The sequence below is a fragment of the Hyphomonas sp. genome (assembly GCF_036964145.1).
GTDB lineage: Bacteria > Pseudomonadota > Alphaproteobacteria > Caulobacterales > Hyphomonadaceae > Hyphomonas.
The window spans coordinates 904,550-929,905 of sequence record NZ_JBALUC010000001.1 but is presented as its reverse complement, the minus strand read 5'-3'; the positions used below and the strand labels follow the sequence as shown (position 1 = coordinate 929,905).

The following is a 25,356-nucleotide window of genomic DNA, read 5'->3' as shown; positions in this document are numbered from 1 at the left end:
GAACCTCGCTCACATGTATGACGTGTTGAATTGCATAACGACGGAGCATGACTGGCAGCATGTTCTGGCGGCCCTGTTTGTTCTCGCATTCAGCAATTGCTGCTCGCTGGTCATCTACTACCGCAGCCAGGCCGCCCGGCTCGAACGTAACAAGATATTGTGGGCGATCGCCGCCGGCATGGTTGTCGGTCTCGGCGTCTGGGCCACGCACTTCATCGCCCTGCTCGGCTACAAGCCCGGATTCGAGGTCCTGTTCTCAGGCGGACGAACCGTCATCTCTGCCGCGATTTCCGTGTCCGGCTTCATTGTCACCGCCCTGCTGTTGCGGCTCAATTCCGATGCGCCCTTGAGGCTGGCCTGTGCAGGCATCGCCACCCTGTCCGTGGCGGGAATGCACTTCTTCGGCATGACCGCGCTGAAGGCTTCCGCCGTGATCGAATATGACAGCGTGTCGGTCACAGCCGCGCTCGTGCTCGGCTTTCTCGCCTATACCGGCACCTATCTGATGGGGGGAAATCCAAAGATCCGCTGGAGTACGGCCATCGCCACAGCCACCAGTGTGATCGCGGTCCTCTCCATTCATTTCATCAGCGCCTCCGGCACCACAATGGTCCCGATCAGAGGCCTGGAGGCCCCGCTGATACCGCTCCACACTGGCGGTCTCAGCCTCATCATCGGTATCGCCATGCTGGTGATTATCTTCCTGTCCGCCATGGCCGCAGGCCTGGATTCCCGCTTTCAGCGGCTTCGCAACACAGAACAGCGCAAACTGTCCGTACTGGCCGATTCCAGCAGCGAAGGCCTGTTCATGGTCTCCCCCGATGGTACCGTGCTGCAAACCAATGTTTCCGCACAGATCATGTTCAGTGACCGGACCAGCGATCTCGATAATTTACGCGATCTCGGCCATTTGTCGGACCGCAGCCGTCTGCCCGATCTTCGCGGACGCGCCGTCCAGACCCTGCTGCAGATCGAGGATGACGTGGACACGCTGAAGGACGACCGCGACTATGGCGAACGCCGTATCCGGTTCGAGGACGGCCGGGAAATCATCGCCATGATCTCCAGTCGCTGCGTCGAGGAAAAGGACGAGGTCTTCATTGTCTTCGCGGTCCACGACATCACCCAGCGCGTCCGCGCCGAAGCCCGGGTTCGCACGCTGGCCTATCGCGACTCGATGACCGGCCTTCCGAACCGCATCTCCTTCAACATGGAGCTGGAATCCTGTATCGCACGCGAGATGCGGCGTCCCAATGATGTCGCCGTCATGATCATCGACCTGGATGAGTTCAAGGAAATCAACGACCAGTATGGCCACGGCGCGGGCGACACGCTGCTGAAGGCCATGGGCCGACGCATTTCCAACCAGCTGACGAACACTGACCTTGTCGCCCGCCTCGGCGGGGATGAATTCGCGGTCCTGGTCCGCGGCCGCATCACGGCTGAAGAGGTGGCCGAGGTGGCCAATCGGATCCTGGCCGCCCTTTCAGAGCCACTGTCCATGGGGCGCCGCATGGTGAAATGCGGCGGCAGCATCGGGGTCGTGAACGTCCCGCCCGGCGCGTCCAGCCCTGCGCGCATCCTGACCTTTGCCGACCGGGCGCTCTATTCTGCCAAATCCGACGGCCGGGGCTGTATCCGTTTCTACGATGCGGACCTGCACAAGCAACAGATCGAGACCCGCAATATCGAACGCGCCTTGCACAAGGCCATCGAGAATGACGAATTCGTCCTGCACTTCCAGCCAAAGGTCAGCGCGTCTACCCGGACCGTTGTCGGCCGCGAAGCCCTGATCCGCTGGGATCGTCCGAACATCGGCCTCGTCAGTCCCGACGAGTTCATCCCGCTGGCGGAACAGAGCATGCTGATCTGCGATATTGGCCGCTGGACCATCTATGCCGCCTGCGACGCCGCCAGCCGGTGGTCCGGCGGGGAATCGGTTGCGGTCAATCTGTCGGCGCGCCAGCTGCTGGACCCCGACATTGTCCACCACGTCAAGATGGCGCTGCAACAGTCCCGACTGGACCCGGCCCGCTTCGAACTGGAGATCACCGAAACGGCGATCATCAACAACACCCAGCTGGCGACCAGCATCCTGCTCGATCTGAAGGCGCTCGGCATCAAGATCTCGCTCGATGATTTCGGGACCGGCTATTCCTCGATGAGCTATATTCAGGAATTCCCGTTCGACCGGATCAAGATCGACCGGTCCTTCGTCATGTCCATGAATGCCAATGTGAAATCCCGCGCCATCGTCGAGGCGATCATCCATCTTGCCCATTCGCTGAACATCGCGGTCGTGGCCGAAGGGGTCGAGACCGAAGACCAGGCGGAAGCCCTGGCCCTGCTGTCATGTGAGGAATTGCAAGGCTTTCTGATCGCGGCGCCTGCGCCGTTCGAGGATATGGTGGCCCGCGTCATGGCCGACAGTCTGCTCTTTGAATCAGAAAGCGCCTAGCGGCCTTCCGCCCAGGCCTTCAATCCCTCGTCTTTCGGATCGTCGAGCACGATTTCCAGCCGCGCATACAGATTGCCCGGCGTGGAGGTCTGAACGCCCTTGCCACGCAGACGCAGCTGAGAGCCCGTATTCGATCCCGCCGGCACTTTCAGCGTCACCGGGCCGGAGGGCGTCTTCACCTCGACACTGCCGCCCAGCACCGCGATTTTCAGGTCAATCGGCACGGTCATGCGCAAATCCTTGCCATCCCGCTCCCATACCTTGCTCGCCGTCACTTCGACTTCGAGCAGGGCATCGCCCGGAGGGCCGCCATTCGGCGAAGCCTGGCCCTGGCTTTTCAGGCGCAAGGTCTGGCCGCTCTCGATCCCCGCCGGAATGTTCACATCCAGCGCGGTGCCGTCGGCCATGGTCATGCGACGACGCGCGCCGGTCACGGCGTCGGCAAAATCGATGGTCACGCGATAGCGCACGTCCCGGCCCTTGACCGGTCCGCTGCGCCGGGACCGGCCGCCGCCGAACATGCCGGACAGGATATCTTCAAAGGGGTCGCCTTGCGCGCCGCCAAACGGATTGCCCGCGCCGCGCGATTCCCAGCGCTGGCCCCCGCCACCGCCCGGATATCCGCCGCCCGGAAAACCCGTCGGATTGCCATCGCCATCAATCTCGCCGCGGTCGAATTTGGCTCTCTTTTCCTTGTCGCCAAGAATGTCCCATGCCTGCGAAACTTGCTTGAAAGCCTCCAGCTTTTTGGGATCGTCCGGATTCTGGTCGGGATGCAAATCCTTCGCTTTCCGGCGATGCGCCTTCTTGATTTCGGCCTCGCTGGCCGAGCGGTCAACGCCGAGCACTTTATAGGGGTCGAGGGCCAAGGGCGGAAAATCCTTCCAGTCACGAATCTGATATCCGATCACAGTTAGGATGTCCCGACCCGTAATGAAACCCGGATATTACCTTACCGGATCGAGCCGCGCCGCAATGCATTCCTGTTTGGCAGCCTGCTAATCCTCAAATGACGGCCCACAAGCCTGTCCGCCCATCCTGTCCGATCTCCGCCACCCGCGCCGCCATTGCGCCCTCCACCCAGTTTGCAAACGGCACCTCCACCACGCTCTGCGCGCCAAACCCGCTGCCCATGTCGAACGCAACCGCAAACCGGCCCGCATTCTCCGCCTCCGGCATGGCCCAGCTTTGCGGCACATCCGCCCCGCGCCGGGTCCAGCTGAGCTGGCCATCCCGCACGCGCAGATGCGCCACAGGCCAGGGCAGGTCTGCGCGGTCCTCGAACATGGCCGTTTGTGGGGTATCATCCGTCGCGGCCTGCCAGACCAGTTCCGTCCCATAGGCCTCCCCGTGGAGGCTCGCCCGCGCCACCGCCGCATCCAGTATCACCAGCCGCGCCCCTATCGCCGCATTACCGGGCACGCTCCCTCGCTGTCCCCGCAACAGCCCGGTCAGACGCCATGTGTCGGGCGCGATCAGGTCGGCCCGTTCAAACTGCACACATTCCCAGCCCGTCGCCGTCTCCAGCAGCGCCGCATTGCCGCCGGACAGGACCAGCCCTTCCGGCAGGCTCGCAAACTCCCCACCCGGACAATACACGCTCAGCGCATTTGCCCGGTCCCACAGCCCGATCGGCCCGGCCTTACATGCTTCAACCAGCCGCCCGATCACCGCCGGCCGGTCGAGCCGCACCGCCTCGCTGAGCGCATCTTCAGCCGGGCCTGCTGACACGACCACCTCGCCCGGCCACGGATCGGCCCATGCCGCCACCAGCGGCCCAACGCCTTCGCCAAACTCCGGCAGGCTCGGCGCGTCCATCACGACAAGGTCCACGCCGCCGAACACAGGCGCGGGCGGCGGCGCGCTGCCCGCCTCGCCAGCCCGCACGCGCGGCATCGCGGCGATCTCCTCCCGGCAGGTCAGCGCCCGCACGCCGCCCCGGTCGACAACATCCATGACACGCCAGACCTGCCCGCCCTCCACGCGCAACCCATCCCCCGGCTCCAGTGCCAAAGCCGAGAGCGACACAGCACAGGTCGCGCTCTCCCCGCTTGCCGCCGATTCCAGCAGCGCGGCTGCAACAGCTTCCGCCCGGCTCGCCCCAAGCGCCAGCGGCAAGGCCACATCCTGCACCAACCTCGGGTCGCCGCCGTCAATTCGCGCCTCCGCCATGCCCGGCTGGTAGTCCGCCTCCAGATCAACATGCGTCAGCCTGAGCCGCGCCGGCGCCTTGTCGAGCAGGGCGCGGGTCTTCTTCAGTCCGCCTTCCACCAGCGCGCCGGGCGCCACATCCAGAACGCCCCCTTCGCCCGCCATGCGGAACACCAGCGCCCCGCCGCGCTCCACGCACTCGAAGCCATACGCTGCCCTGAGCGGCTCCAGCGCCGCCCGCACCGAATGCACCCCGTCGAGCCCATAGCCTTCGACAATCCCGTCCAGCCCGGACACATCCACCGCGTCCACGCCGCCCCGCGCGCAGAGATCCGCCACCACATCGGCCAGAGGCGCAAGGCCCGACCGGCCATTCAGCCAGTGCCCGCGCGCCCAGTTGCCGCCATCGCTCCAGACCTCTTCCTTCAGCGGCCAGGCCGGAAAGGGCCGCCCGTCCCACGCCCACACATAAGCCGCCTCGACCAGCGGGCTCGTCTCCCAATGCGGCAACACCGCCGCCAGCGCCCGGCGCTGGAACACTTCGTCCCGCGCCCCGCTCGAATAGGGCGGCAGCGCGCTCTCGCTGCTCTTGGGATCAACGAACACATTCGGCGCATTGCCGCCCTTGTCGACCGCCGCAAAGCCGATCTCGGTCAGGCGAACCGGCTTCGCCCCCGGCACCCAGCCAGTCGGTGACACCTTGCGCACCCCGCCCGGACGTTCGTGATGGTACGCGCCCGCCCAGCCGGCAATATCCTTCTGACGGAACACATAATGCTCGCCATGCGCCGTGTCATTGATCGGTGTACGGTCCTGCGCGTCGCGCGCCGCCTGGTCCGCATAATACCAGTCAAACGCCTCCCCGCCCGCGATCTGTGATGCCAGATAGGCCGGATCGTCCGCCGCGGCATATCCGGCCAGCGCATCGAGATGATCGTTGCCGTCGCACCAGTCCCCCAGCGGCGGATACCAGTCGACGCCGACGAAATCGACAGATGCACTCGCCCACAGCGCGTCCAGCGGGAACAGCACGTCGCCCGATCCGTCCCCCGGCGCATAGGCGCCATATTCGGTCCAGTCCGCGCCATAGGAAACCTCCGCGCCCGGCAGGATCGCCTTCACTTCCGCCGCCAGCGCCACCAGCGCCTCGACAAAAGGGAACGCGCCCGCCGCGTCCTGCACACGGCTGAGCCCGACCATTTCACTGCCGATCAGGAAGGCTTCGACGCCGCCTGCGTCTGCGGCCAGCTGCGCATGATGCAGGATGAAATTCCGGAACCCGTTCGCTCCGTTCACGAACGCTTCGATCTCGCTGCGCGCCGCCGCGGTGCCATCTGCCGATACGCCGATCCGCCCCCGCCACGGAAAGCCGCGCGTATCCATGAACAAGAAGGGCGACAGCGTGACAGACAGGCCCCGCGCTTTCATCTCCTGTATCGCCCCGATGACGCACCGATCCGCAGGCGTGCCCCCATAATTCGGATGGCCGTCCTCATCGCGCGAAATGACATGGGCATCGCCCCGCGCAATGCCAGCCACCTCCCACGCATAGGGCACCGTCACCCGCTCTCGCGTTTCCACGCCGGGATGGATTTCGCACGCCCCCGCCTCGATGCTCGTTCCGAACCATCCGACCGTCAGCGCCGCGCGCGACACGTTCGGCAGATCACTCTCCAGCTGATCGAGCGACACAAGGAAATCCGCCCGCGCCTCACCGGACCACGCATTCAGTGCCCGCTCATGCCCCGGAAAAGCCTGCTCGCGTACGATCTCGGTAGCATAAACGAATTCGCCCGATGCCGGGATTATATTCACGCCCGTCACCACATCGCCCAGCCCCGGCTCCGACCGGCCCGGCGGTACGCGCTCCACTTCAAAGGAGAGCTGCGGCAGCCGGTTGCCAAACGCCTCCAGCGGCAAATCCTCGAACACGATATAGGCCGTGCCCCGATAGGCTGGCGCCACACCCTCGATCATCTCGATCAGCGGGTCTGGCTCTTGCGTCTCGTTGCCGGGATAGACCCGGTGCACGACGCCGGAAAGGTCAAACGCCTCACCATTCGCCCAGGCCCGCCTCACGCCGAGGATCGGTCCTTCCCCCAGCGCCACGGCCAAGCTGACCGAATAATCATACTCGGTGACCTTCGGCCCGCCCTTGCTGCTCGCCCGCCGCGCAGTCTTTGTCTCCTTGAAGCGCGCGGCCCAGATCACCTGACCGCCGACCCGCATCCGACCATAGACAGACGGCAGTCCCGCCCCCTCGCGCGCTTCCATCACCGGCAGGGATTTGACGCGTGGCCCTTCCTGCGCGGGGGCGAAATACGCGCCCATCGCCTGCCCGGCCAGACTGCCGAGCGACTTGCCAATCGCCGCGCCGGACAGCTGTCGCCCAAGCAGGGTCAGTCCCTGCGGCAGTGCTTGCTGTCCGATCACCTGACCCACACTCGAAAACACGATCTGCGCCATGCCTAATCCTCCACACCGGGAAAGGCGAACGCCGCCACCGCCCGCCTCCGCCACCACGGCACCAGCCGCGTCTCCACCACTGCGCGCGCCCAATAGGCATGCACCAGCGCAGCTTCGCCGCTCAGCACGCCGCAATGTTTCGCTGGCACGCCCGTTGCCATACGGAAGACCAGCACATCGCCTGCCTGCGCCCCGCCCAGCTGAACCTCTTCCAGATGCGCCCGCGCTGCCGCCAGCAGCGTCTCCTCGCCCGTCACTTCGGCCCAGTCCGGCGTATAGGGCGGCAGGCGCGCGGGCTCCGGCCCGACCATTTCCCGCCAGACCCCGCGCACGAGGCCGAGACAGTCACAGCCCGCGCCCTTGCGGCTCGCCTGATGGCGATAGGGCGTGCCCAGCCAGCCGCGCACCGCCGCCACGATCTCATCCCGCCTCATCGCCGGCCTCCATCATTGCCGCTCGCCGCCGGGCCGAGCAGCACGAAATCCGCCCCCGGCAAATTCGGGAAGCCGCGAAAACTCTCCGCATTGCCGAAAACCTCCGAACACGTCTCAAATCGGTGATCGCAGCTCAGCCCCGGAAACCCGCCCACATCCACGCCGCAGCGCGCATCACCCAGCACGGCGTCGCACTGGCGCGCATAGACCCGGCCCAGAGGCCGCTCGAACTCCGCCTTCCGGCTGACCAGCTGCGCCTCGAACCCTGTCTCGCCGCGCGTCACTTCGCTCAGCCGCCCGCTCCAGACCGTTACAAACAGATCCGGGCGCTGCCAGTCGGCGCGGATCACCTCGATCCGCGCGCCATCCCACAGGCCCGCCGCCAGATCCGTTTCCGTAATCGCCGCATGCGCCAGCGCCCCGCCCGCCGCTGCATGGCCGGGACGCAGATCCGCCGTCTGGGCAAAGCTCGCCCCCTCCAGCGCCGCGCCCGGACGGTAGAGCGTGCCGTCCACCTCCAGCGTCCGGTCATGCTCGGTTACCGCCAGCCCAAACCCGTCCGACCGCTCCAGCCGCCAGCAGAGGCACGTCGTCGCCGCGCCGCTCGCCAGTCGCTCCGCAAAGTCCTGCTCGATGATCCGCATGGCGCCTATCCCACCAGTTCGATGAGCGGCACACGCAACGCCTTGCCCGCGCCAAAACCTTCCAGCGTGATGTCGAGCCGGTCCGTATCGAACCGCACCGGGCAATCGAACCGGAACCCCGCACTCACCACAGCATCCGGCTCCGGCGCGCTGTCCAGCGTCACCTCGCCGGTGGCTTCATCCACGTTGAAGGGAATTGCGACGCCGTTCACCGCCACCAGAACGCTGCCCGCCACCGGCTTCCATATACGCCGCGCATAATCCCCATACGTCTTCACCAGTTGGAACCGCGTCTCCGCGCCGTCGCCCATCCCGATCATCTGGTCCGTTGCCGCCGGCATCTCGCCAAGAGCGCACGAGCGGTCATCCAGCGCATCCTGGAACCGGAACCCGTGCAGCCGCCCGCCGCGCGCCTCGAAGAAGGCGACCAGCGCCTGCAGCGCGTCCAGCTTCAGCGCCGCGCTGCCAACATCCCAGCGCCGCCGCGAGCCGGCCCAGACCGCATTGCGCGCCTCGGCCCCGCTCGCCAGCGTCACCACGTCCGTGCGCCGCTCCGGCCCGCCCGTCGCTGCCAGTGCCAGCGGCACCGGAAAGCTCACCTCATGAAAATTCGCCAGGCTCACAGGAACCGCCCTCCACCCGCCACGAGCCGCGCCAGCATCGCGCCCATCGCCGCCTCGCTCTCGCGTCCGGATGGCTCCGCCCCCGGCGCATAATTCATGTTCAGCGTCACCGCCTGCTGCGCACCGCTCTGCGCGCCTGCCATTGCCGCAACGCTTTCGGCGGCGACGCGCGCCAGATCTTTCAGGATGCTCTCGGCCATGCGCTCGAAATCCAGTTCGCCCGACCGGGCAGCCTGTCCCAGCGCCGTCTCGATGCTCTGCCCGGCCCGCCCGAAGGCGGCCTCCAGCGCCTCAGCCGCCTGCACGCCTGGCCCCTCGGCCAGGCTGCGCAGCGCATCCCCGGCGGTGTTCAGGTCTTTGTTGAAGTCATTCATTGAGTCTCCTCCTCATCCGGGAATGCCGCCATCAATTCCTCCAGCCGCCCCGCCTTCAGCCCCGCCCCGCGCGCCGCGAGCCATCGCCATTCTTTCAGCGACAATCGCCAGAATGCCTTCGGCCCGATCCCGGCCGCCAATGCCGACCGCATCATCTCCGCCCACGGAAGCATCACCCCGCCAGCCCCAGCCGGAACGCTTCGGCCACGGCCCGCGCCGCGGCCCCCGGCGCCACGTCCATATCTCCCAGACGCTCTGCCAGTTCGCCCTCGCCGCCGCCCCGCAACAGGGCCGCCAGCACCACCAGCAGATCCGCCGCAGACAGCGCCCGCATCCGCGCTTCCAGCTCGCTCATCCGCGCGCAGCCAAACGCCGCCTCGATCTCGGCCAGCGCGCCGAGCGTCAGGCAGAGCCGCCGCGCCTGCCCGCCAATCACCAGTCCGGTCTCGCCCCGCGCCGCATTCATGGCAGCACCTCAAAGGCGAGCAGGCCCGCGCTCTCCAGCGTCACGGAGAATTCCGCCTCGCCATCATGCGCGCCGCTCCAGCTGAGTTCGCTGATCTGGAACGCGCCTTCCAGCGTGCCGAAATTCGGCAGGACGAGCTGCCAGTCCGGCGCCTCTCCGCCAAAGAACACGGCCCGCATCCGCGCATCCGAAGCCGCATCCTTGAACACGCCGCGCCCGCTCACGCGGGCGGATTTGATGCCCGCCCCCTCGACCAGTTCGCGCCAGGCCTCGGCGCTGTCGGCGCTGGTGCCGTCCACCGTGCCCGCCGACAGCTGGATACGGCTGGCCCGCACCCCAGCCAGCGTGGTGAACCCGCCCGCGCCGTCTGAAATCTTCAGCAGGATGTCCCTGCCCCTCTGGCCCGCCATCAGCCCGCCTCCTCCGATATGATCCGAATCAGGATGATCCCGCGAAAGGCGCGCTTGTCGGCGGTGCGCATCACATCGCCATAGACGACATGCGCCATCACCACATGCACGCCAGCCCCGCTCCAGTCCGCGCCCTCGACCGCCGCGCGCAAGGCTGCCACCGCCGCCTTCGCGGCTTTCAGCCCTTCCTCCCGCGTGAACACAGCCAGCGTCAGCCTGTGCTCATGCCCGTCCACCAAGGCCGCCCCCGCTGGGGTCACTTCATGGCGCTCCAATTGCGCATGGGGGAAGACCGGCGCATCGCTCTCCGCATCGAACACGCGCGCCGGTGCCCCGAAGATTGCCTGCACGCCCGCATTTGCCCGCAGAAACGCCATCAGTGCGTCCTGGATGGCGGCCTCGGCGCTCATATCCGCCGCTCCCGCCGCGCGGCGAGGATGTCCCGGACCTCGTCCGGCAGGGCCTCGCCCGCCTCACGCCGATAGGCTGCCAGCACCAGCCGCTTCAGCGCCTGCACCAGATCCTCCGGCACATCTGCCGCCGCGCCATAGCCGGTCACGAAAGTCACGTCCGCATGACCGCCCGGCGGAATGGGTGGCAAGGCCACGAACGGCTTCAGCCTGAGCCGCCCGCCGCCCAGCTGGAACCGCGCCGTGTAAAGCTGCGTCCCGCCGTCCGCATCCGCTGTCTCAACCGAGACCAGCGCCGAGGCCGGCCCCGGCACGAGCCGCAGGCCGGTCCGCGTCACGCCCGATGGCCAGCGGTCATACCGCCGCTTCACCGAGCGCGCGATCAGGGCCAGCCCGGTCTCCGCCTCCAGCCGCGCCCGCGCCGACGCGATCAAATCCGCCACCAGCCCATCCTCGCCCGCATGGCCGATGCGCAAATACTCCTTCGCCGCGCCGAGAGACAAAGCCTCCCCGTCCGGCGGTGAGATCACCGTCAGATTCATGTCGTTCTTCTTTCAATCAGTGTGTCATCCCGGAAAATCCGGAGGATTTATCCGGGACCTATGCGCCAACGCGTCTTGGGTCCCGGATATTGGCTGCGCCAATTCCGGGATGACAAATCCGCCTAAACCATCCCTTCCAGCTTCTCGATCAGCGTGCCGCCGATGGGCAGGGCGACGCTGCGGACGAGTTCATTGTCGATTTCGGTCTCGGTGGAATTGATCAGGGTCGAGAGCGCTTCGGCGATCTTGGTGGTGAATTCCTCCTGCTGCGGGCCGGTCAGCAGAGCGGCCTGGCGGATGAGGGTGGTGAGAATGGATTCGAACATGTTGGATTTCCTTTGGTTGGAATGAGGTTGAATTTTCAGGGGAGCGTCACCCCAGACCGCTTCGCGGCCGGGGATGACGCAGGAAAGCGGCGCCTTAAAAAACCATCACCTTCGCAGCGTCGAAATTCTGGATGCCGCCGCCGACGCGCTTGGTCGTGTAGAACAGGACGAAGGGCTTGGCGGAGTATGGATCGCGCAGCACGCGCGCGCCCTGCCGGTCGGCGATCAGGTAGAAGCGGCGGAAATCTCCGAAGGCGATGACCGCATTGCCCGTGCCGATGTCGGGCATGTCCTCGGCCTCGGTCACCGGATAGCCCATGATCGTGGCGGGTTCGCCGCCCGTGCCGGGTTGCCAGATATACCGTCCGTCCACATCCTTCAGCTTGCGGACAGCCGCCACGGTGCGCCGGTTCATCACGAAACGCCCATTGGCACGGAACTGGGCCTTCGGCGTATAGATCAGGTCGATCAGCTGGTCGGCCGCATCGGCGGCGGTAAAGTCCCCGGCCACCGAGCCCACCTTGCCCCAGACATGGCTCGCCTCGGCGACAATGTCATAGTCGAGAAAGCCCTTCGGCTTGCCGTCGCCATCGCCGCTGATGAAGGCCGCCGATTCCTGCGCCGCAAAGGCGGCCTCCACCTCATCGGCCAGCCAGGCATCAATATCGGCATAGGAATCTTCCAGCAGGGTTTGCGTCGCCGCCGGCATGGCGTACAGCTCACCCGCCGGGAATTCGAGCAGGGAGAGCCCCGACTGCGCCGTCTCCGTCCGCGCCACCTGTTCGCCGACCCAGCTCGCCGCCGCGCCAAGCCCGACCGGCTTCTTGTAGGTGCCCGCAGATGTCTGCCGCACAGTCGCAATCTGGCGCATCGGGCTCGCGGCCAGCAGGCGCGACTCGATCAGCCGGTCCAGTTCCGGCGGCGCGATATAGCCGCCCTGCTCATCGGTGCCGGTGTTCAGCGCCTTCACGTCGAGCCGCGACAGCCCGCTATCATCGCCGCTGCGCAAATAGCGCCCCCAGGCCGCGCTGCGCGCATCCTCGTCGGCGGTCTTCCCTTCGCCTGCCTCCGGCCGGGCCATCTTCAGGCTCAGCGCTTCGAGCCGCCGGTCAATGCGCGACAGCCGCTCATCCGTCAGCGGATCGCTTGCGCCCTTGGCTTCGATCTCGGCCAGCCGGGCATCATTCGCCTCGGTATAGGCGGCAAAGGCTGCCATCAGTTCGGCATCGCCGCCGCCCGCCATCTTGGTTTCCTTGGTCATGCTTTCTCCATTCCTCTCAAATCCATCATCCTTCGACTTCGCTCAGGATGAGTTCCGTACTTTCAAAGCGCTCATGCTGAGCGAAGCCTGCCCCAGCGAAGGCCGGGGTCGAAGCACGAGCGCGGGCTTCCAGATCACGCCGCTTTCGCCTCCGCCCCCAGCAGGGAAAACCGCGCCCGTGCCTGCATCGGGCTGGTCACGAGGGAAACCTCGACAAGGTCCACCTCGACCAGTTCCCGCCCATCCGGGCGCCGTGCATTCCAGAGGCGCGGGCGAAATCCGATGGAGAGGCCGCTGAGCCCCTGCGCCACAAGGGAGCGCGCCGCGACGCCCTCGACGAGGCCGCGCACATAGAGCCCGCGCCCATCTTCGATCATCCGCACCCAGCGTCCGGCCATCGCGCCGGGCCTGTGCTGCAACAGCATCGGCAATTGCGTGCCCCGTTGCAGGCTGCGCGCGAAGGCGCCCGCCCGCACCACATCTCCGCTCGCATCCGGCACGCCGAACAGCGAGGCATAGCCTTCGATGAGGAGGGGCCTGCGCGTTCGAAGCCCCCCCTCTAACTCCCCCCCTTCAGGGGGGAGAACAGACCGGACATGCCGTTGGCGTTCCTCCCCCCTGAAAGGGGGAGGACAGGTGGGGGTCCACCGGACTCCCCCCAGGAAACACACCCCTATTCATCCCCGCCCTCCAGTCTTCGCTCGATCCGGTCCAGCTGGCTTTCCATCCGTTCCACGCCCTCTTCGAGGCGGGCCAGCCGCTCGACCACGCTGCGGCGCTCGCGCACCGTGTCTTCCAGCGTGGAAATCCGCTCTGCCGCCGCACCGGCCCAGACCAGCGCCCCGCCGGTCTGCACCAGCACGGCCACGAGGAATCCGATCGTCACTTTCCGGTCGAGCTTCATGGCTGCAGCCCCGCTAGCTTTCGCTTCTCTTCGTCCGTCGCAAAGCTCGCGCCCTCAAGCCGCGCCCAGAGCGCATCGCGTTCGGCCGACAGGGCGGGGACGCGATCAATGTCCGCGCGCACCTCCACTTCCGCCCCGAACGGCACATCCAGCCAAGCCGACAGTGCCGCCGCCATCTTCTGAACCAGCGGCAAGACGGTCATGCGCCAGAAGGCAAGGTTTGCCTCCTTGTAGTTCGAATACGTATTATCGCCCGGAATGCCGATCAGCATGGGCGGCACGCCCAGCGCCAGCGCGATCTCCCGCGCCGCGCCATGCCGCGCCTGAAGGAAATCCATCTCTGCCGGCGACAGCGACATGGGCCGCCAGTCGAGCCCGCCTTCCAGCAATAGCGGCCGCCCCGCATTCGCCGCGCCGGAATACATGCCTTCCAGCTCGGCCTTCAGCGCGTCAAACTGGTCCGGCGGCATCCGCCCATGCCCGCCATAGACCAGCGCGCCAGAGGGCTTGGCCGAATTGTCGATCAGGGCCTTGGCCCAGTCGGCGCTCGCATTGTGCAAATCCAGCGCCCGCCTTGCGGCGCCCAGCGGGGGAAGCCCCAGCGTGTCGCTGACCGGGTTGAACAGTTTCAGGTGCAGCACCGGGCTCCAGCCCGTCTCGGCATCGCGCCGGATCAGCCGCTCGCCGTGGCGCTCGCGCACCGCCCAGGCCTCGACCCAGCCCCGCGCATCCGACACCGGCCGCATCGCCGAGGGGCTGAGCGCGTAGAGCGCCGAGACACCGGCCCCCTCTTCCGCCTCCAGCCGCACGCCTTCCAGGAACGCATTCCCGGTCAGCTGCAGCTGCGAATAGATCGCCTCGAACACTTCCGCCGCCACGCCATCGGGCTGTGGCCGGCGGATCAGGCGCGCTGCCCCCTCATGGGCCGTGACCAGCGGCACCGAGGCCGCCGCCTCCGCCACCATGCGCACCGCGCGATAGGCGATGGCATTGGCGAGGTAGCCGTCTCGGGTCAGCGCCGCGCCGTCCCGGCTGCCCCAGCGGGCCGCCCCGACGTCAGAGAGCGCGACCAGGGGCGGCGCCGATTTCGCCTCGAGGGGGCGGCGGCTGAAGGGCCAGATCGGGTTCATGAGGGGCGCTGCTCCATTTGCGTTGATGAGCAGAAATTAAATCCTCACCGGCCCCATCGGATTCAGCCGAAAAAACTCGCAGGAAATCAGTCCGCTAAAGAGAGAAAGCTGAGGATTGGAACAAAATTTTCCCTGTATTTTATTCCCCCGCAGCCATAGCCAGACCCGCCCAAATCTGCTTTTTCGCCATTCGATCAGGGGCGAAGGAGCTAACAGAATGTCGGCACGTGTCATTTCCGTCGCCAACTCCAAAGGCGGCGTTGGCAAAACCACCACTTGTGTCAGTCTGGCTGAGGCTTTTGCCGCCAATGGCTTCCGCACACTGGTCGTGGATCTCGACACGCAGGCCAACGCCTCCCTGCTCGTCTATGGCCATGAGGGCGACGAGCATTTGTTCCAGGCGATCAATGACTACGTCACGATTTCCGACTGGCTGCTGGAGAATTTCTTCGCCGGCGAGCACAAGCGCCTGTCAGACTTCATCGTCACCGATGCCTCCGACGTCACCTATAATGGCAAGCCGCTGGAACTGGACCTGATCCCGTCCTCGCCGCGCCTGCGCAAGACCGAGCGCGAGCTGATCTATGAGCTGACCGCCAAGGGCTATTCGATGGAAGCGCTGCAGGGCCAGGTCGGCCGCCGCATGCGCGACGATTTCGAGAAGCTGAAGGCCGATTATGACGTCATCATCTGCGACTGCCCTCCGGGCATCTCGGTGATGACCGAAACCGTTCTGGCCGCCAGCCACCTCATCATTGTACCGACAATTCCGGACTTCATGTCCACGCTCGGCCTCGACCTGTTCACCGGCGACATCATGCGCAATCTGCGCGGCCGGGACATCGAGAATTTGCCCTGTGTCCTCGCCACCCGCTATGATGGCACCCCGCACCAGCAAGTCGTGCTGAACGCCATGCGCGAAGCGGCCAGTGCCAAGGAAACCGAATTCGACATGTTCAACACGGTCGTCCCGATGAAGCAGGGCTTTGCCACCAACCCGATTGAGCTCGGCCCGGAGCCGACGCTGCAGGCCAAATGGCCCGGCGACGCGCTCGGCATTGTCGAGAGCCTTCTCAAGGAAGTGCGGGAGAAGATTCAATGAGTGAGACCGCCATGCCCCCAAGCGCCAAGGCGCTGGAATCCCTGCTGGGCCAGCGCGGCCGGTTTGCCAGGCTTGGCGAGAAGGATTTCGCCGCCGCGACCATGCTGCTGGTCAAGAAGCTGATGATCTCGGCCGGTCAGACGACGGACGACATGAAGGCCCTGCGCGAAACGGTTGGCGGCGACCTGTTCGAAACCACGCTGAAATCCCTCACCGCCCACCAGGCCCGCCAGCTCGCGCGCCGCATGGACCGGTCGGTGCCGGATCTCGAAGTCTCCACCGCCGGGGCTGCCTGCGCCTGGATCCGCGGCCTGATGAACGGCACCAATCCTGCGCCCACCGAACCGGCCAAGGCCGCCGAGGACACGGGCACGGACGACACGCCCCCCGCCCCCAAGAACGCCTATTTCGGACGCAAGGCCTTCCGCACGGGCGGCTGAGCCCCTCTATTCCATCAGGAAATTCCGGATCGCCGCATAACAGACCGCCCAGGCGGGGTCTGTGCTGGGGATGACATGATTGTCGGTCTCCAGCGTCATGAAGCGCGCCCCCTTGATGCCGCTGGCCAGTTCCCTGCCGCCGCCCATTGGCACCCGCATGTCGCGCCGCGCATGGATCACCAGCGTCGGCGCCTGCACCGCCCCGAGATCGTCGCGCACATCGACATCCCCCAACGCGTCCAGCAGGGCCGCGGCACTTTGCGGCGAGGCGGTGATGCGCTGCAATTCATTGAACGCGGCCTGGTTCTCGGCGGGCGCGGTTGGCATGAACAGGCCGGTGAATATCTGCCGGAATACCGGATTGTTGCGTCCCCAACCCGTGCGGATCAGGGTTATCAGCGCGTCGGTCTCTGCCACCATCTTGTGCCCGCCATGGCGCCAGCCCCGGGCATACCCGCCGACAAGGACCAGTTTCGTCACCTTTTCGGGATGGCGGGCCGCATAGGCAACGCTCACGGCGCAGCCCTGCGACAGGCCGAGCAAGGGAAACCGGGTCAGCCCCGTCGCGTCGATCACGGCTTCTAGGTCTTCCACCTGCCGGTCGACCGAAAAATCGCTGACATCCCAATCGGACAGGCCATTGCCCCGCGCATCATAGCGCACCAATTGCTGGCCCTGCATCAAATCCCCGAAAATATGTGTCCAGACCGGGCTCTTCCAGTCAAACTCCAGATGGTTCAGCCAGTTCGCGGTCTTCACCAAGGGCCGGCCTTCGCCGGCGGTCGCATAGGCGATCTGCGTGCCGTCTGCGCTCCGGCAGAAGCGGATATCCTGCTGGACCCCCTGCACGCGCAAGGCCGGGCCTGCCGCGCCCGGTTCAGCCGCTTCGACCGGCGCCACGAACCGCACACCCTTGCCATGCACGGTCTTGATGACGGCCTGCGTGCGGCCATCATCGCCCAGCGCCTTGCGGGCAGATTTCACCCGGCTGGAGATCGCGGAGTCCGATACGAACCGCCCGCCCCACACGGCCTCGATCAGTTCATCGCGAGAGATCACGCGCTCCCGATGTTCGATCAGATACTGGATCAGCGCAAACACTTGCGGCTCGATCGCGACAATATTTGCGCCGCGGCGCAATTCGATCGTGTCGGGATCAAGCGCATACTCTCCAAAAACATGTGTCATATCAGGGGCTTCCCTCCTGTCCGGACATATCCCTGAAATCTACAGAATATCTCCACACCCTCTCCAAGCATGGAGACGCCGGTTCTGTCAGTCTTGTTCCATCGGCCAAGGCCGTTTTGGACAAATACCAATCAACCCAAGGAGAGTCACATGTATTCAATCTACAAATTCATCGAGACGACCGCGCTGATCATCATGATCGCGATCATCGCGTTCGGCCCGGCGGCCTATACCGCGATCGCCATCACCTGAAACCGGCGGTGGACGGAACAGGTTTCCGGCCACCGCCTTCAGGCGGATTTTCCGCTCACTATGCGGGCCTCAGGCCCCCAGCCCACCCGCGAACAGACGCCGGTTGGCGGCGAGGATGGCGGCGGTGTCGGCATCGTCCGGCGCGAGCGACCAATTATGGTGCTGGAACGTCCCGCCCAGCACGATCCCGTCGCGCCGGCCGAACATGTAGGCCGATCCGCCCGTGATGATATTGTAGTCGATCTCGGCCTGCGGCTCCAGGATGACCAGCTGGCCGCGCACCGGATGGATTTCGGTATCCCCGAACAGCTGCCCCGCGCCGAGCCCGGTGCAATTGAACACCACCGCCTCGTCCAGCGCCGCCACCTGCGCCGCGTCCTGAAATGCGCGCACAATGATCCGCCCACCCCGTTCCCGTATGTCCTCTTCCAGCTTGCGGAGGTAATGCGGCGTATCCACCATCATCGTGTCGAAGCTGCGCGCATGGGCCGTCGTGAAGGGCAATTCCCCCGGCGCATAATCGACGACATTGACCGCAAACTCTTCCATCGGATGGCCCGTCCGCGCCGGATGGTTCATCACGGGCCGGTCCGACAGGACGTAATTCACTTCCCAGCTGACGCCATAGTCCGGCCCGGTCAGCAGCTGGAAGCGCCGAAAGGAATGGCGCGCCGCCGCGACATGCCGGGCCATATAGCCGGGTGAAACGGTCGCCGCATCATAGACCGAGGCCGGCCACCACTGCCCGCCCGCAATATTGGAGGTCGTGTTCGGGCTGAGCGCCTTGGCATAGAGCGTCACATTCGCGCCGCGCTCCAGCAACAGCATCGCAGTCGACAGGCCCAGCGCCCCCGCGCCCAGCACCGCATAGTCCTGCACGTCCGGATCGAAGCCTTCGTCCACGGCCAGCTGCGCCGAGCCCCAGGACAGGGTGATCCCGCCGCCGCCATGCCCGTAATTGTGGATCACGGCCGTCTCGCCCAGCATCTCCCGCTCGACCCGGAAGCCGGACGCCCGGTAGGGCCGGAGCCCCACATCCACCCGCACGATGCGCTCCGCTGAGACCAGCACCGGCGGCACCGGCTTCATCACGACGCCCCGCGCCTGCGGCCCGGTCGCGCATCCGGCCATAGCTGCGGTAAGGCCTGTCGCGGTAAAGGCCCGGCGTGTCATCTGGCTCATAGAATGTCCCTCGCTTCCGCTCCGCACCTTCGATCACGGGTCTGGCGAGATCAAGGCAGATCAGAGCACACGCACCCAAGGCCCGCTGCCCTGCCGCAAAAGTGCCCAGATGGCCCAGACCAGCGCATCCACCCGATCAGGCGAGCCGCGAAAGCCCTCGGCGCCGAACTGGCACATCTGGTCTTCCAGCGTCGGCAACAGGCCGACATGCGCGACGCGCCCTTGCTCATACAGCGTTGCCACCGGCGCCGCCCGCGCCCGCTTGCCCAGCTGCGCATGGACCAGCCGCACCGGCACATCCGCCCCGGCGCTTTCCAGCACCTGCCGCACCATCTCCCCGCCCTGGTTCGACTCCGCGATGATCTCCCGCGCGCCGACCTCGCGGCAGACCGCCACCGCCCGCCTTGCCCAGTCGAGCGGCTTGAGCCCCGGCGCCGACGCATCGGCCAGCACATAGGCGACCCCTGCGCGCACCCCCGCCGCAATGATCCCGCAAGCATCCGCCGCAGGCCCGCTTGTCGCCGGCGGGTCCACCGCCACGATCACGTCTTCCAGCATGGGCGGCTCACTGACCCGCGCCGCGTCAATCATCTGCCGACGGAACAGCGCGCCCTCGGCATCCTCCAGCAATTCGCCATGAATTTCCTGCCGGGCGAGCGCGCTGCCTCCATAGGCGGCCTGCATCGCGGCCACGAACCCGTCCGACAAATTCTCCGCATTCTCCGCCATGCTGGCCTGCCGCACGAGCGTGCCGGGCCCGGCCAGCAATCCCTTGAAGAAGACGGTCGGCCGCGGCGTGGTCGTCGCCATCACGCGCGGGTCCGCGCCCAGCCTCAGCCCCATCTGCAACGTGTCCCACACGGCCTGCCCGCGCATCCAGGCGGCGATCTCGTCACACCATGCCACATCGAATTGCGGCCCCCGCAAACTGTCCGGGTCTTCGGCGGAGAAGACGTGCGCCTCGGCGCCATTGTCAAAACTCAGGATACGTCGGCTCGGTGAGTAGGACGGGCGGCGGCATTTCAGCGGCTCGATCCATTTCAGCCCGCTCGGCCCGTCGATCATCACTTCGCGCACATCGTGCAGCGCCGGCCCCACCAGCGCCGCCCGGCGGCAGCGACCGTGCAGTATCGACCAGCGGAGCCATTCGGCCCCCGCCCGCGTCTTCCCAGCGCCGCGTCCGCCCATGAACACGAAGCTCCGCCATCCGTCCGGCGGCGGAACCTGTATATCGCGGGCGTGCAGAATCCACGGATTCTGGCTGACCAGGCTGCGCTCCCATTCCGCCAGCGTGCTCCAGTCGTTGCTCTGCGCCGCCTGATGTACCCTTTGTCTGAAATCCGGCTGCAAGGGCATCGAGCCGGCATTGTTCAGCAGCGGGAGAGAGTTCGTCTTCGGCGTCTTCACCCGTTTCGTCTTCGCTGGCACGTCCGGTAATCCGCACATCCTCATCCCTTTCCCAAGTCGCCACCGCCATTTCCATCCGCCGGATTTCCGCCGCCAGCCGCATGACCAGCCCACTCAGCGCGCGCAGCTCCTCCGGCGTCACATCCGCCGCCATCATCCGGTCCACAGCCTTGTCGTGCGCCTCGCTCAGCGACAGGCGCTGACGCTCCAGCGGCATCTCCGGAGCGTCCAGCCCATTGTCCCGGATCACACGCCAGACCGTACTGCGGCTTCGGCCGGACTGCGCCGCGATCTCCGCCAGGCTCCGCCCCAGCAGGCGCTGGAGCCGGACCTGCCGGATCAGGCGTTGACGATGGGGCTGTCGGGTCATGCGGGCCTCCTGCGATGAGAGGGGCAGTGTCGCATGGGGGCGGACCCCGTCGGATTCAGGCTCCGAAAACCCTCTAGATTTCGGGATGATTCGCCCGCTCAACCTGAGAGCGACGCCGATAAGTGTTGCAGGAAAAGCACGAATTTTTCCCCGCATGGCAGGCACTTGCCCCATTTTCCTCAGAATTCCGGGGACGTCATAAAAACATTACGCATCTGTCATCCAGCCGTAACTCTGGCGTGGGACGGGGCCGCAGTTTTCGAAGCGTAGACTTCTTAATACGGATTCCCAGAGCAAGGACGACCTCCCATGACCTTTACCTCCCGCAAGCTCCTCCTGATCGGAGCTGCCACCGCCGTGCTGGCGCAGGCGGCTGCCGCCGACATCCTGACAGGGACCGTGACCGATGCCTCCGGCGAAGCGGCGCTGCAGGGCGCGCTTGTCACGATCGAGGAACTGGGCCGCACCGCCTCGTCCGACCGGTTCGGCAAGTATCGCTTCGCCAGCATCCCGGCCGGCGACTACACGGTCAGCGTCTCCTATGTCGGCGCGGACATGGTCACCGACACGGTGTCGGTCTCTGGCGACACCGATTTCAGCATCCAGCTCGGCGGCGATGTGCGCTATCTCGACAACATCCTGGTCGTCGGCTCGGCCGCGGCCCAGGCCGGCGCGATCAACCAGCAGCGCGCCTCCGATGCCATCATCAGCGTCATCGACTCCGACGGCCTCGGCAACTTCCCCGACACGACCGTGGCCGACTCGCTCGCCCGCGTGGCTGGCCTGTCGATCGAGAATGACCAGGGCGAAGGCCGCTATGTCTCGATCCGCGGCATCAATGCCGACCTGATCTCCGCCACCATCAATGGCGTGCGTACACCGTCCCCGGAAGACCGTCGCGGCGTCCTGCTGGATGGGGTTCCGTCCGACCTGCTCGACGGTATCGAAGTCCAGAAATCCCTGACCCCGGATGTCGATGCCGACACGATTGGCGGCGTCATCAACCTCAAGACCATTTCCGCATTCGACCGCGACGGCCAGTTCATCCGCGCCAAGGTCGAAGGCTCCTACAATGAGATCACCGAAGACGTCTCCCCGAAAGCCACGCTGACCTATTCCAACGTGTTTGGCGACAAGATCGGCATTGCCGCCTCCGTGAACTATCAGAGCCTCGGCATTCAGGCCCACAACAACGAAACCGGCGGCTGGGGCTTCGATGACGACCTGAACGCCTTCATTCCGGACGATGATTACGAAATGCGCTGGTACGACCTGACACGCGAGCGTGTTGGCCTCGTCTTCAATGTCGACTACCGCATGACCGAGAACACCGAACTCTACCTGCGTACGCTGCTCAACGAATACACGGACGACGAAGTCCGCAACAAGTTCGAGTTCCGCGACCTCGCCGAAGAAGGCGTCAGCATTGATGGCAACCTCTACAACTTCAACTTCGCCGAAGCGGACGTCGAAGTGCGCCAGCGCGAAGAGACCCGCAAGATCCAGACCTACGCGCTCGGCGGCAAGACCTATGCCGGCAACTGGACGGTCGATTACGAAGTCTCCTACGCCTACGCCGAAGAAGACGATTCCAACAATCATGACGTGGCCTTCCGCTCCGATGACATGGAAGGCGATGGCATCATCGTCTGGGATAATTCCGACCCGCAAAAGCCGAAACTGTCCGGCACGGGCATCGATTTCCTGTATGATCCGGCCAATTATGAAATGGACGCCTACGAGCAGGAATTCACGGTCAACGAAGACACCGAATGGGCCTACAAGCTCGACCTGACCAATGACACCGTGCTCGGCAATACGCCTGTGACCTGGAAAATGGGTGTGAAGGTTCGCGACCGCGAAAAAGTCCGTGACCAGAACCTCTTCATCTGGGAACGCGACGATGTCGCCCTGACCGATTACATCAATGCCAACAGCCAGATCTCCGGCTGGCGCATGAACAACCCGATGTACGAATGGCCAAATGCCGGTCTGACCCGCGCCTTGCGCGGCACGTTCACCGCCGACGAGCTGGATGAAGACGGCACCAACTTTGACAGTCTGGCTGGCGACTACACGATCGACGAAATGATCATCGCCGGTTACGGCATGGGCACCTTCCAGATCAACGACCTCACCGTCGTGGCCGGCGCGCGTATCGAAGCCACGGACGTTTCGGCCACAGGCAACGTCTTCTATGAAGGCGGCGATCCGGACCAGGTCGGCACACGCCAGTTCGACGATGAATATGTCCACGTCCTGCCAAGCCTGAACCTGAAATATGCCATCTCCGACAATGTTGTTGCTCGGGCTGCCTATTATGCCTCGCTGGTGCGTCCGGCCTTCGGCGAGATGCGTCCGACGGCGGCGATGAATGATGACCGCGACGAAGTCGAAATGGGTAACCCCAACCTCGACCCGTACGAGGCCAACAATTTCGACCTGTCGATCGAATACTACCCGACCAAGCTGTCGGTCCTGTCGGCCGGTGTGTTCTACAAGGACATCCGTAACCCGATCTTCGGCGCCACCTATGACATCGACCAGCTGCCAGGCTCGATCGATCTCGGCTTCCTTGGCGATGCCGGTGCGGACATCGAAGAAGTCGCCACCTACATCAATGGCGAGACCGCCACGGTGACCGGCCTCGAACTCAACTATGTCCAGCAGCTCGATTTCCTGGGCGGTTTCTGGGAGGGCTTCCTCGCCTCTGCCAACGTCACCATCGTTGAATCCGAAGCGTCCGTGCCGGACGAAGAGGATGTGACCCTGACTCGCGACGTGCCGCTGCTCAAGCAGAACGATCTCATCTGGAACGCCTCCATCGGCTATGACAAGGGCCCGTGGGATCTGCGCGTCTCGGCCAATTTCCGCGATGACTATCTCGACGAATTGTTCGGCGCCGATCTGGACCGCTACACCAGCGACCACCTCAGCGTCGAAGCGTCGGCCAAGTATGACGTCAACGACAACCTCCAGATCTATGTCGAAGGCAAGAACCTCACCGACGAGCCGGAATACTACTATCACGGCGCCGAAAGCCGCCTGTCGCAGTATGACGAATATGGTGCCCGTTACGTCTTCGGGGCCCGCCTGACCTACTAGGCTGGGCAACCAGATTTACAGTCCGGAGCCGGGCGGGGAGCAATCCTCGCCCGGCTTTTGCGTAAACCGGCAGCGCCCAGGCAAATCCATGTGCACCCGCAATCGTTTGGGCACATTTTCCTTGCATTCGGGGATGCACTCGGGCTTTTTCCTGTTAGAAAGATGCAATTAGCGGGAGAAATTTTCATGAAAGCACCAATACTGGCCCTGGCCGCCCTGATCGCGGTGTCTGGCTGCGCCCTCCAGAAGAAAGAAGGCTATGCGATCACCGATGCATCCGATGATCCGAACCTGGTTTGCGAGCGCGTGCCGATCCCCGGCAAGGTCTATCCGGGCAAGATCTGCATGACCGCAGAACAATGGGCTCGCCATGAAGCCGAAGGTGAAAGAATGGCCAGAGACGCTCAGCAGCGTTCGCTCTCCACGGCCGCACCCGGCAGCGGCGGCTGAGCCGCGCTCCTCACAGGAACATTTCGGAAAAAGCAGGCCATCGTGCCTGCTTTTTTCATGTCCGGACTCTTCGCTACGTGGCAGAAATATGAAAATGCGCGCTGAAGCCTTGATCTTGCCGCGCACGCACGGAATACCGGCCCGAACCGAATTGGCTACAGCCCCTGAGGAGTGTTCATGAAACGCTATCTTCCTATCGCCGCCTTGCTCCTGTCTGCCTGCGCCACAGAGCCCGTCCAGCAGATTTACGCCATCGACACTGCCCCGATCCCGGCCGCCGTCGAAACCGCGCCCATGACCGGCACAGGCGACAAGGCGGACGATCCGGCCGTCTGGGTCAATCTCGCAAATCCTGCTGCCAGCCTCGTCCTCGGCACCAACAAGGATGAAGGCCTCCACGTCTACAATCTTGCCGGCGAAGAGCTTCAGTTCCTTGATGTCGGCCGCGTCAACAATGTCGATCTGCGCGGCGATGTGGCCGTGGCGTCGAATGACGAAACCAATGCCATCAGCTGGTTCACCATCGATTCCGCCACCGCCACGGTCAGCCATATCGGCGACACGCCCACCCTCAAGGATGAGCCCTATGGCATCTGCGCCGGGCGGGTCGGCACCACCTATTACGCCATGCCGACTTACAAGGATGGCATGGCCCAAGTGTGGTCCGTTCAGACCGACATGCTCAGCGAAGGCCCGGAACTGGTCGCCGAGATCCAGGTTGGCCAGTTCGGCCAACTGCAGCTCGAAGGCTGCGTCTTTGACGAAGCCAATGGCCAGGTTTTCCTTGGCGAGGAAGAGCATGGCGTGTGGAAGCTCGACCTGACCGATTGGACCGTTGCCCCAATCAGCGTCGACACGATCGCCGCGCAGAATGGCCTCGTCGCCGATGTCGAAGGCATGGACATCTGGGCGGGTGCGAATGGCGAAGGTTATCTCGTTGTCTCGTCCCAGGCCGCCGACCGGTTCGTCGTCTATGATCTCAAAGCGCCCCATACCCCGCGCGGCGTGTTCACTGTCACCGCCAATGCCGATGGCAGCATTGACGCGGTGACGCACACGGACGGTCTCGATGTAAACTCCGCGCCGCTGCCGGGCTTTCCGAAAGGCATTCTCGTCGTGCAGGATGATGGCAACCCAGCCTCCGGCGTCGACCAGAACTTCAAGCTGGTCGACTGGTCCCTGATCGAAGCTGCCCTCGGCCTCGACTAGGCCTGCGCCTTCCCTCCAGAATCACAAAGCCCGCTCTCCGGCGCATCGGAGA

25 protein-coding genes are annotated in these 25,356 nt (G+C 65.0%); 6 read left to right on the top strand and 19 right to left on the bottom strand.

Annotated features, from left to right (window positions below):
* Positions 1-13 precede the first annotated feature (13 nt).
* A complete protein-coding gene (locus V7660_RS04585; RefSeq protein ID WP_335601945.1) occupies positions 14-2,458 on the top strand; it encodes an EAL domain-containing protein in 2,445 nt (814 codons plus the stop codon).
* On the opposite strand, the gene V7660_RS04580 is transcribed toward V7660_RS04585, so the two are convergent.
* From V7660_RS04580 to V7660_RS04505, 16 genes are all read right to left on the bottom strand, one after another.
* Positions 2,455-3,369, bottom strand: coding sequence for a J domain-containing protein (locus V7660_RS04580; RefSeq protein ID WP_335601944.1), 915 nt, complete (start codon positions 3,367-3,369; stop codon positions 2,455-2,457). The two genes, V7660_RS04585 and V7660_RS04580, sit on opposite strands and share 4 nt — an antisense overlap.
* Positions 3,370-3,463: 94 nt before the next feature.
* Positions 3,464-7,075 (bottom strand): baseplate multidomain protein megatron, encoded by a 3,612-nt coding sequence (locus tag V7660_RS04575; protein ID WP_335601943.1) that lies wholly within the window; start codon positions 7,073-7,075, stop codon positions 3,464-3,466.
* 2 nt (positions 7,076-7,077) lie between these two features.
* On the bottom strand, positions 7,078-7,509 hold the full coding sequence (locus V7660_RS04570; RefSeq protein ID WP_335601942.1) for an NlpC/P60 family protein: 432 nt from the start codon (positions 7,507-7,509) through the stop codon (positions 7,078-7,080).
* Positions 7,506-8,153: a DUF2163 domain-containing protein gene (locus V7660_RS04565; protein ID WP_335601941.1), complete on the bottom strand. Its 648-nt coding sequence runs from the start codon at positions 8,151-8,153 to the stop codon at positions 7,506-7,508. The genes V7660_RS04570 and V7660_RS04565 overlap by 4 nt, the downstream gene beginning before the upstream one ends.
* A gap of 5 nt (positions 8,154-8,158) precedes the next feature.
* The gene (locus tag V7660_RS04560; RefSeq protein WP_335601940.1) at positions 8,159-8,776 is read right to left on the bottom strand and encodes a DUF2460 domain-containing protein; all 618 of its coding nucleotides are present in this window, start codon (positions 8,774-8,776) and stop codon (positions 8,159-8,161) included.
* Positions 8,773-9,150, bottom strand: a complete 378-nt coding sequence (locus V7660_RS04555; protein ID WP_335601939.1) for a phage tail tape measure C-terminal domain-containing protein — start codon at positions 9,148-9,150, stop codon at positions 8,773-8,775. The genes V7660_RS04560 and V7660_RS04555 overlap by 4 nt, the downstream gene beginning before the upstream one ends.
* On the bottom strand, positions 9,147-9,302 hold the full coding sequence (locus V7660_RS04550) for a phage tail assembly chaperone (protein WP_442910025.1): 156 nt from the start codon (positions 9,300-9,302) through the stop codon (positions 9,147-9,149). Before V7660_RS04550 ends, V7660_RS04555 begins: the two co-directional genes overlap by 4 nt.
* Before the next feature lie 20 nt (positions 9,303-9,322).
* Positions 9,323-9,616: a GTA-gp10 family protein gene (locus V7660_RS04545; protein ID WP_335601937.1), complete on the bottom strand. Its 294-nt coding sequence runs from the start codon at positions 9,614-9,616 to the stop codon at positions 9,323-9,325.
* On the bottom strand, positions 9,613-10,026 hold the full coding sequence (locus V7660_RS04540) for a phage major tail protein, TP901-1 family (RefSeq protein ID WP_335601936.1): 414 nt from the start codon (positions 10,024-10,026) through the stop codon (positions 9,613-9,615). The genes V7660_RS04545 and V7660_RS04540 overlap by 4 nt, the downstream gene beginning before the upstream one ends.
* Entirely contained in the window at positions 10,026-10,436 is a 411-nt protein-coding gene (locus tag V7660_RS04535; protein WP_335601935.1) for a DUF3168 domain-containing protein, read from the bottom strand. Before V7660_RS04535 ends, V7660_RS04540 begins: the two co-directional genes overlap by 1 nt.
* A complete protein-coding gene (locus tag V7660_RS04530) occupies positions 10,433-10,966 on the bottom strand; it encodes a head-tail connector protein (RefSeq protein WP_335601934.1) in 534 nt (177 codons plus the stop codon). The genes V7660_RS04535 and V7660_RS04530 overlap by 4 nt, the downstream gene beginning before the upstream one ends.
* A gap of 134 nt (positions 10,967-11,100) precedes the next feature.
* On the bottom strand, positions 11,101-11,304 hold the full coding sequence (locus V7660_RS04525; RefSeq protein WP_335601933.1) for a hypothetical protein: 204 nt from the start codon (positions 11,302-11,304) through the stop codon (positions 11,101-11,103).
* Between the two features lie 94 nt (positions 11,305-11,398).
* A complete protein-coding gene (locus V7660_RS04520; RefSeq protein WP_335601932.1) occupies positions 11,399-12,565 on the bottom strand; it encodes a phage major capsid protein in 1,167 nt (388 codons plus the stop codon).
* Between the two features lie 134 nt (positions 12,566-12,699).
* A complete protein-coding gene (locus tag V7660_RS04515) occupies positions 12,700-13,092 on the bottom strand; it encodes an HK97 family phage prohead protease (protein WP_335602045.1) in 393 nt (130 codons plus the stop codon).
* A 146-nt stretch (positions 13,093-13,238) separates the two neighbouring features.
* Positions 13,239-13,469 carry a hypothetical protein gene (locus V7660_RS04510; protein WP_335601931.1) on the bottom strand — a complete coding sequence of 77 codons (231 nt, stop codon included), beginning with the start codon at positions 13,467-13,469 and terminating at the stop codon, positions 13,239-13,241.
* Positions 13,466-14,599 carry a phage portal protein gene (locus tag V7660_RS04505; protein ID WP_335601930.1) on the bottom strand — a complete coding sequence of 378 codons (1,134 nt, stop codon included), beginning with the start codon at positions 14,597-14,599 and terminating at the stop codon, positions 13,466-13,468. The genes V7660_RS04510 and V7660_RS04505 overlap by 4 nt, the downstream gene beginning before the upstream one ends.
* A 217-nt stretch (positions 14,600-14,816) precedes the next feature.
* Here V7660_RS04505 and V7660_RS04500 point away from each other — a divergent pair, with 217 nt between their 5' ends.
* Together V7660_RS04500 and V7660_RS04495 are read left to right on the top strand one after the other, a co-directional pair.
* Positions 14,817-15,701 carry a ParA family protein gene (locus V7660_RS04500; protein WP_335601929.1) on the top strand — a complete coding sequence of 295 codons (885 nt, stop codon included), beginning with the start codon at positions 14,817-14,819 and terminating at the stop codon, positions 15,699-15,701.
* Positions 15,698-16,141 carry a hypothetical protein gene (locus V7660_RS04495; RefSeq protein WP_335601928.1) on the top strand — a complete coding sequence of 148 codons (444 nt, stop codon included), beginning with the start codon at positions 15,698-15,700 and terminating at the stop codon, positions 16,139-16,141. Before V7660_RS04500 ends, V7660_RS04495 begins: the two co-directional genes overlap by 4 nt.
* A gap of 6 nt (positions 16,142-16,147) precedes the next feature.
* On the opposite strand, the gene V7660_RS04490 is transcribed toward V7660_RS04495, so the two are convergent.
* From V7660_RS04490 to V7660_RS04480, 3 genes are all read right to left on the bottom strand, one after another.
* Positions 16,148-17,329, bottom strand: a complete 1,182-nt coding sequence (locus tag V7660_RS04490) for an alpha/beta fold hydrolase (RefSeq protein WP_335601927.1) — start codon at positions 17,327-17,329, stop codon at positions 16,148-16,150.
* Between the two features lie 321 nt (positions 17,330-17,650).
* A complete protein-coding gene (locus V7660_RS04485; protein ID WP_335601926.1) occupies positions 17,651-18,763 on the bottom strand; it encodes an FAD-dependent oxidoreductase in 1,113 nt (370 codons plus the stop codon).
* Between the two features lie 60 nt (positions 18,764-18,823).
* Positions 18,824-19,951: a DNA-packaging protein gene (locus V7660_RS04480; RefSeq protein ID WP_335601925.1), complete on the bottom strand. Its 1,128-nt coding sequence runs from the start codon at positions 19,949-19,951 to the stop codon at positions 18,824-18,826.
* A gap of 898 nt (positions 19,952-20,849) precedes the next feature.
* On the opposite strand from V7660_RS04480, the gene V7660_RS04475 reads away from it, so the two are divergent.
* The 3 genes from V7660_RS04475 to V7660_RS04465 all read left to right on the top strand — a co-directional run bounded on the left by V7660_RS04475 (position 20,850) and on the right by V7660_RS04465 (position 25,304).
* A complete protein-coding gene (locus V7660_RS04475) occupies positions 20,850-23,645 on the top strand; it encodes a TonB-dependent receptor (protein ID WP_335601924.1) in 2,796 nt (931 codons plus the stop codon).
* Positions 23,646-23,831: 186 nt separating this feature from the next.
* Complete coding sequence (locus tag V7660_RS04470) at positions 23,832-24,095, top strand: hypothetical protein (protein WP_335601923.1); 264 nt, start codon at positions 23,832-23,834, stop codon at positions 24,093-24,095.
* A gap of 177 nt (positions 24,096-24,272) precedes the next feature.
* Positions 24,273-25,304 (top strand): phytase, encoded by a 1,032-nt coding sequence (locus V7660_RS04465; RefSeq protein ID WP_335601922.1) that lies wholly within the window; start codon positions 24,273-24,275, stop codon positions 25,302-25,304.
* Positions 25,305-25,356 lie beyond the last annotated feature (52 nt).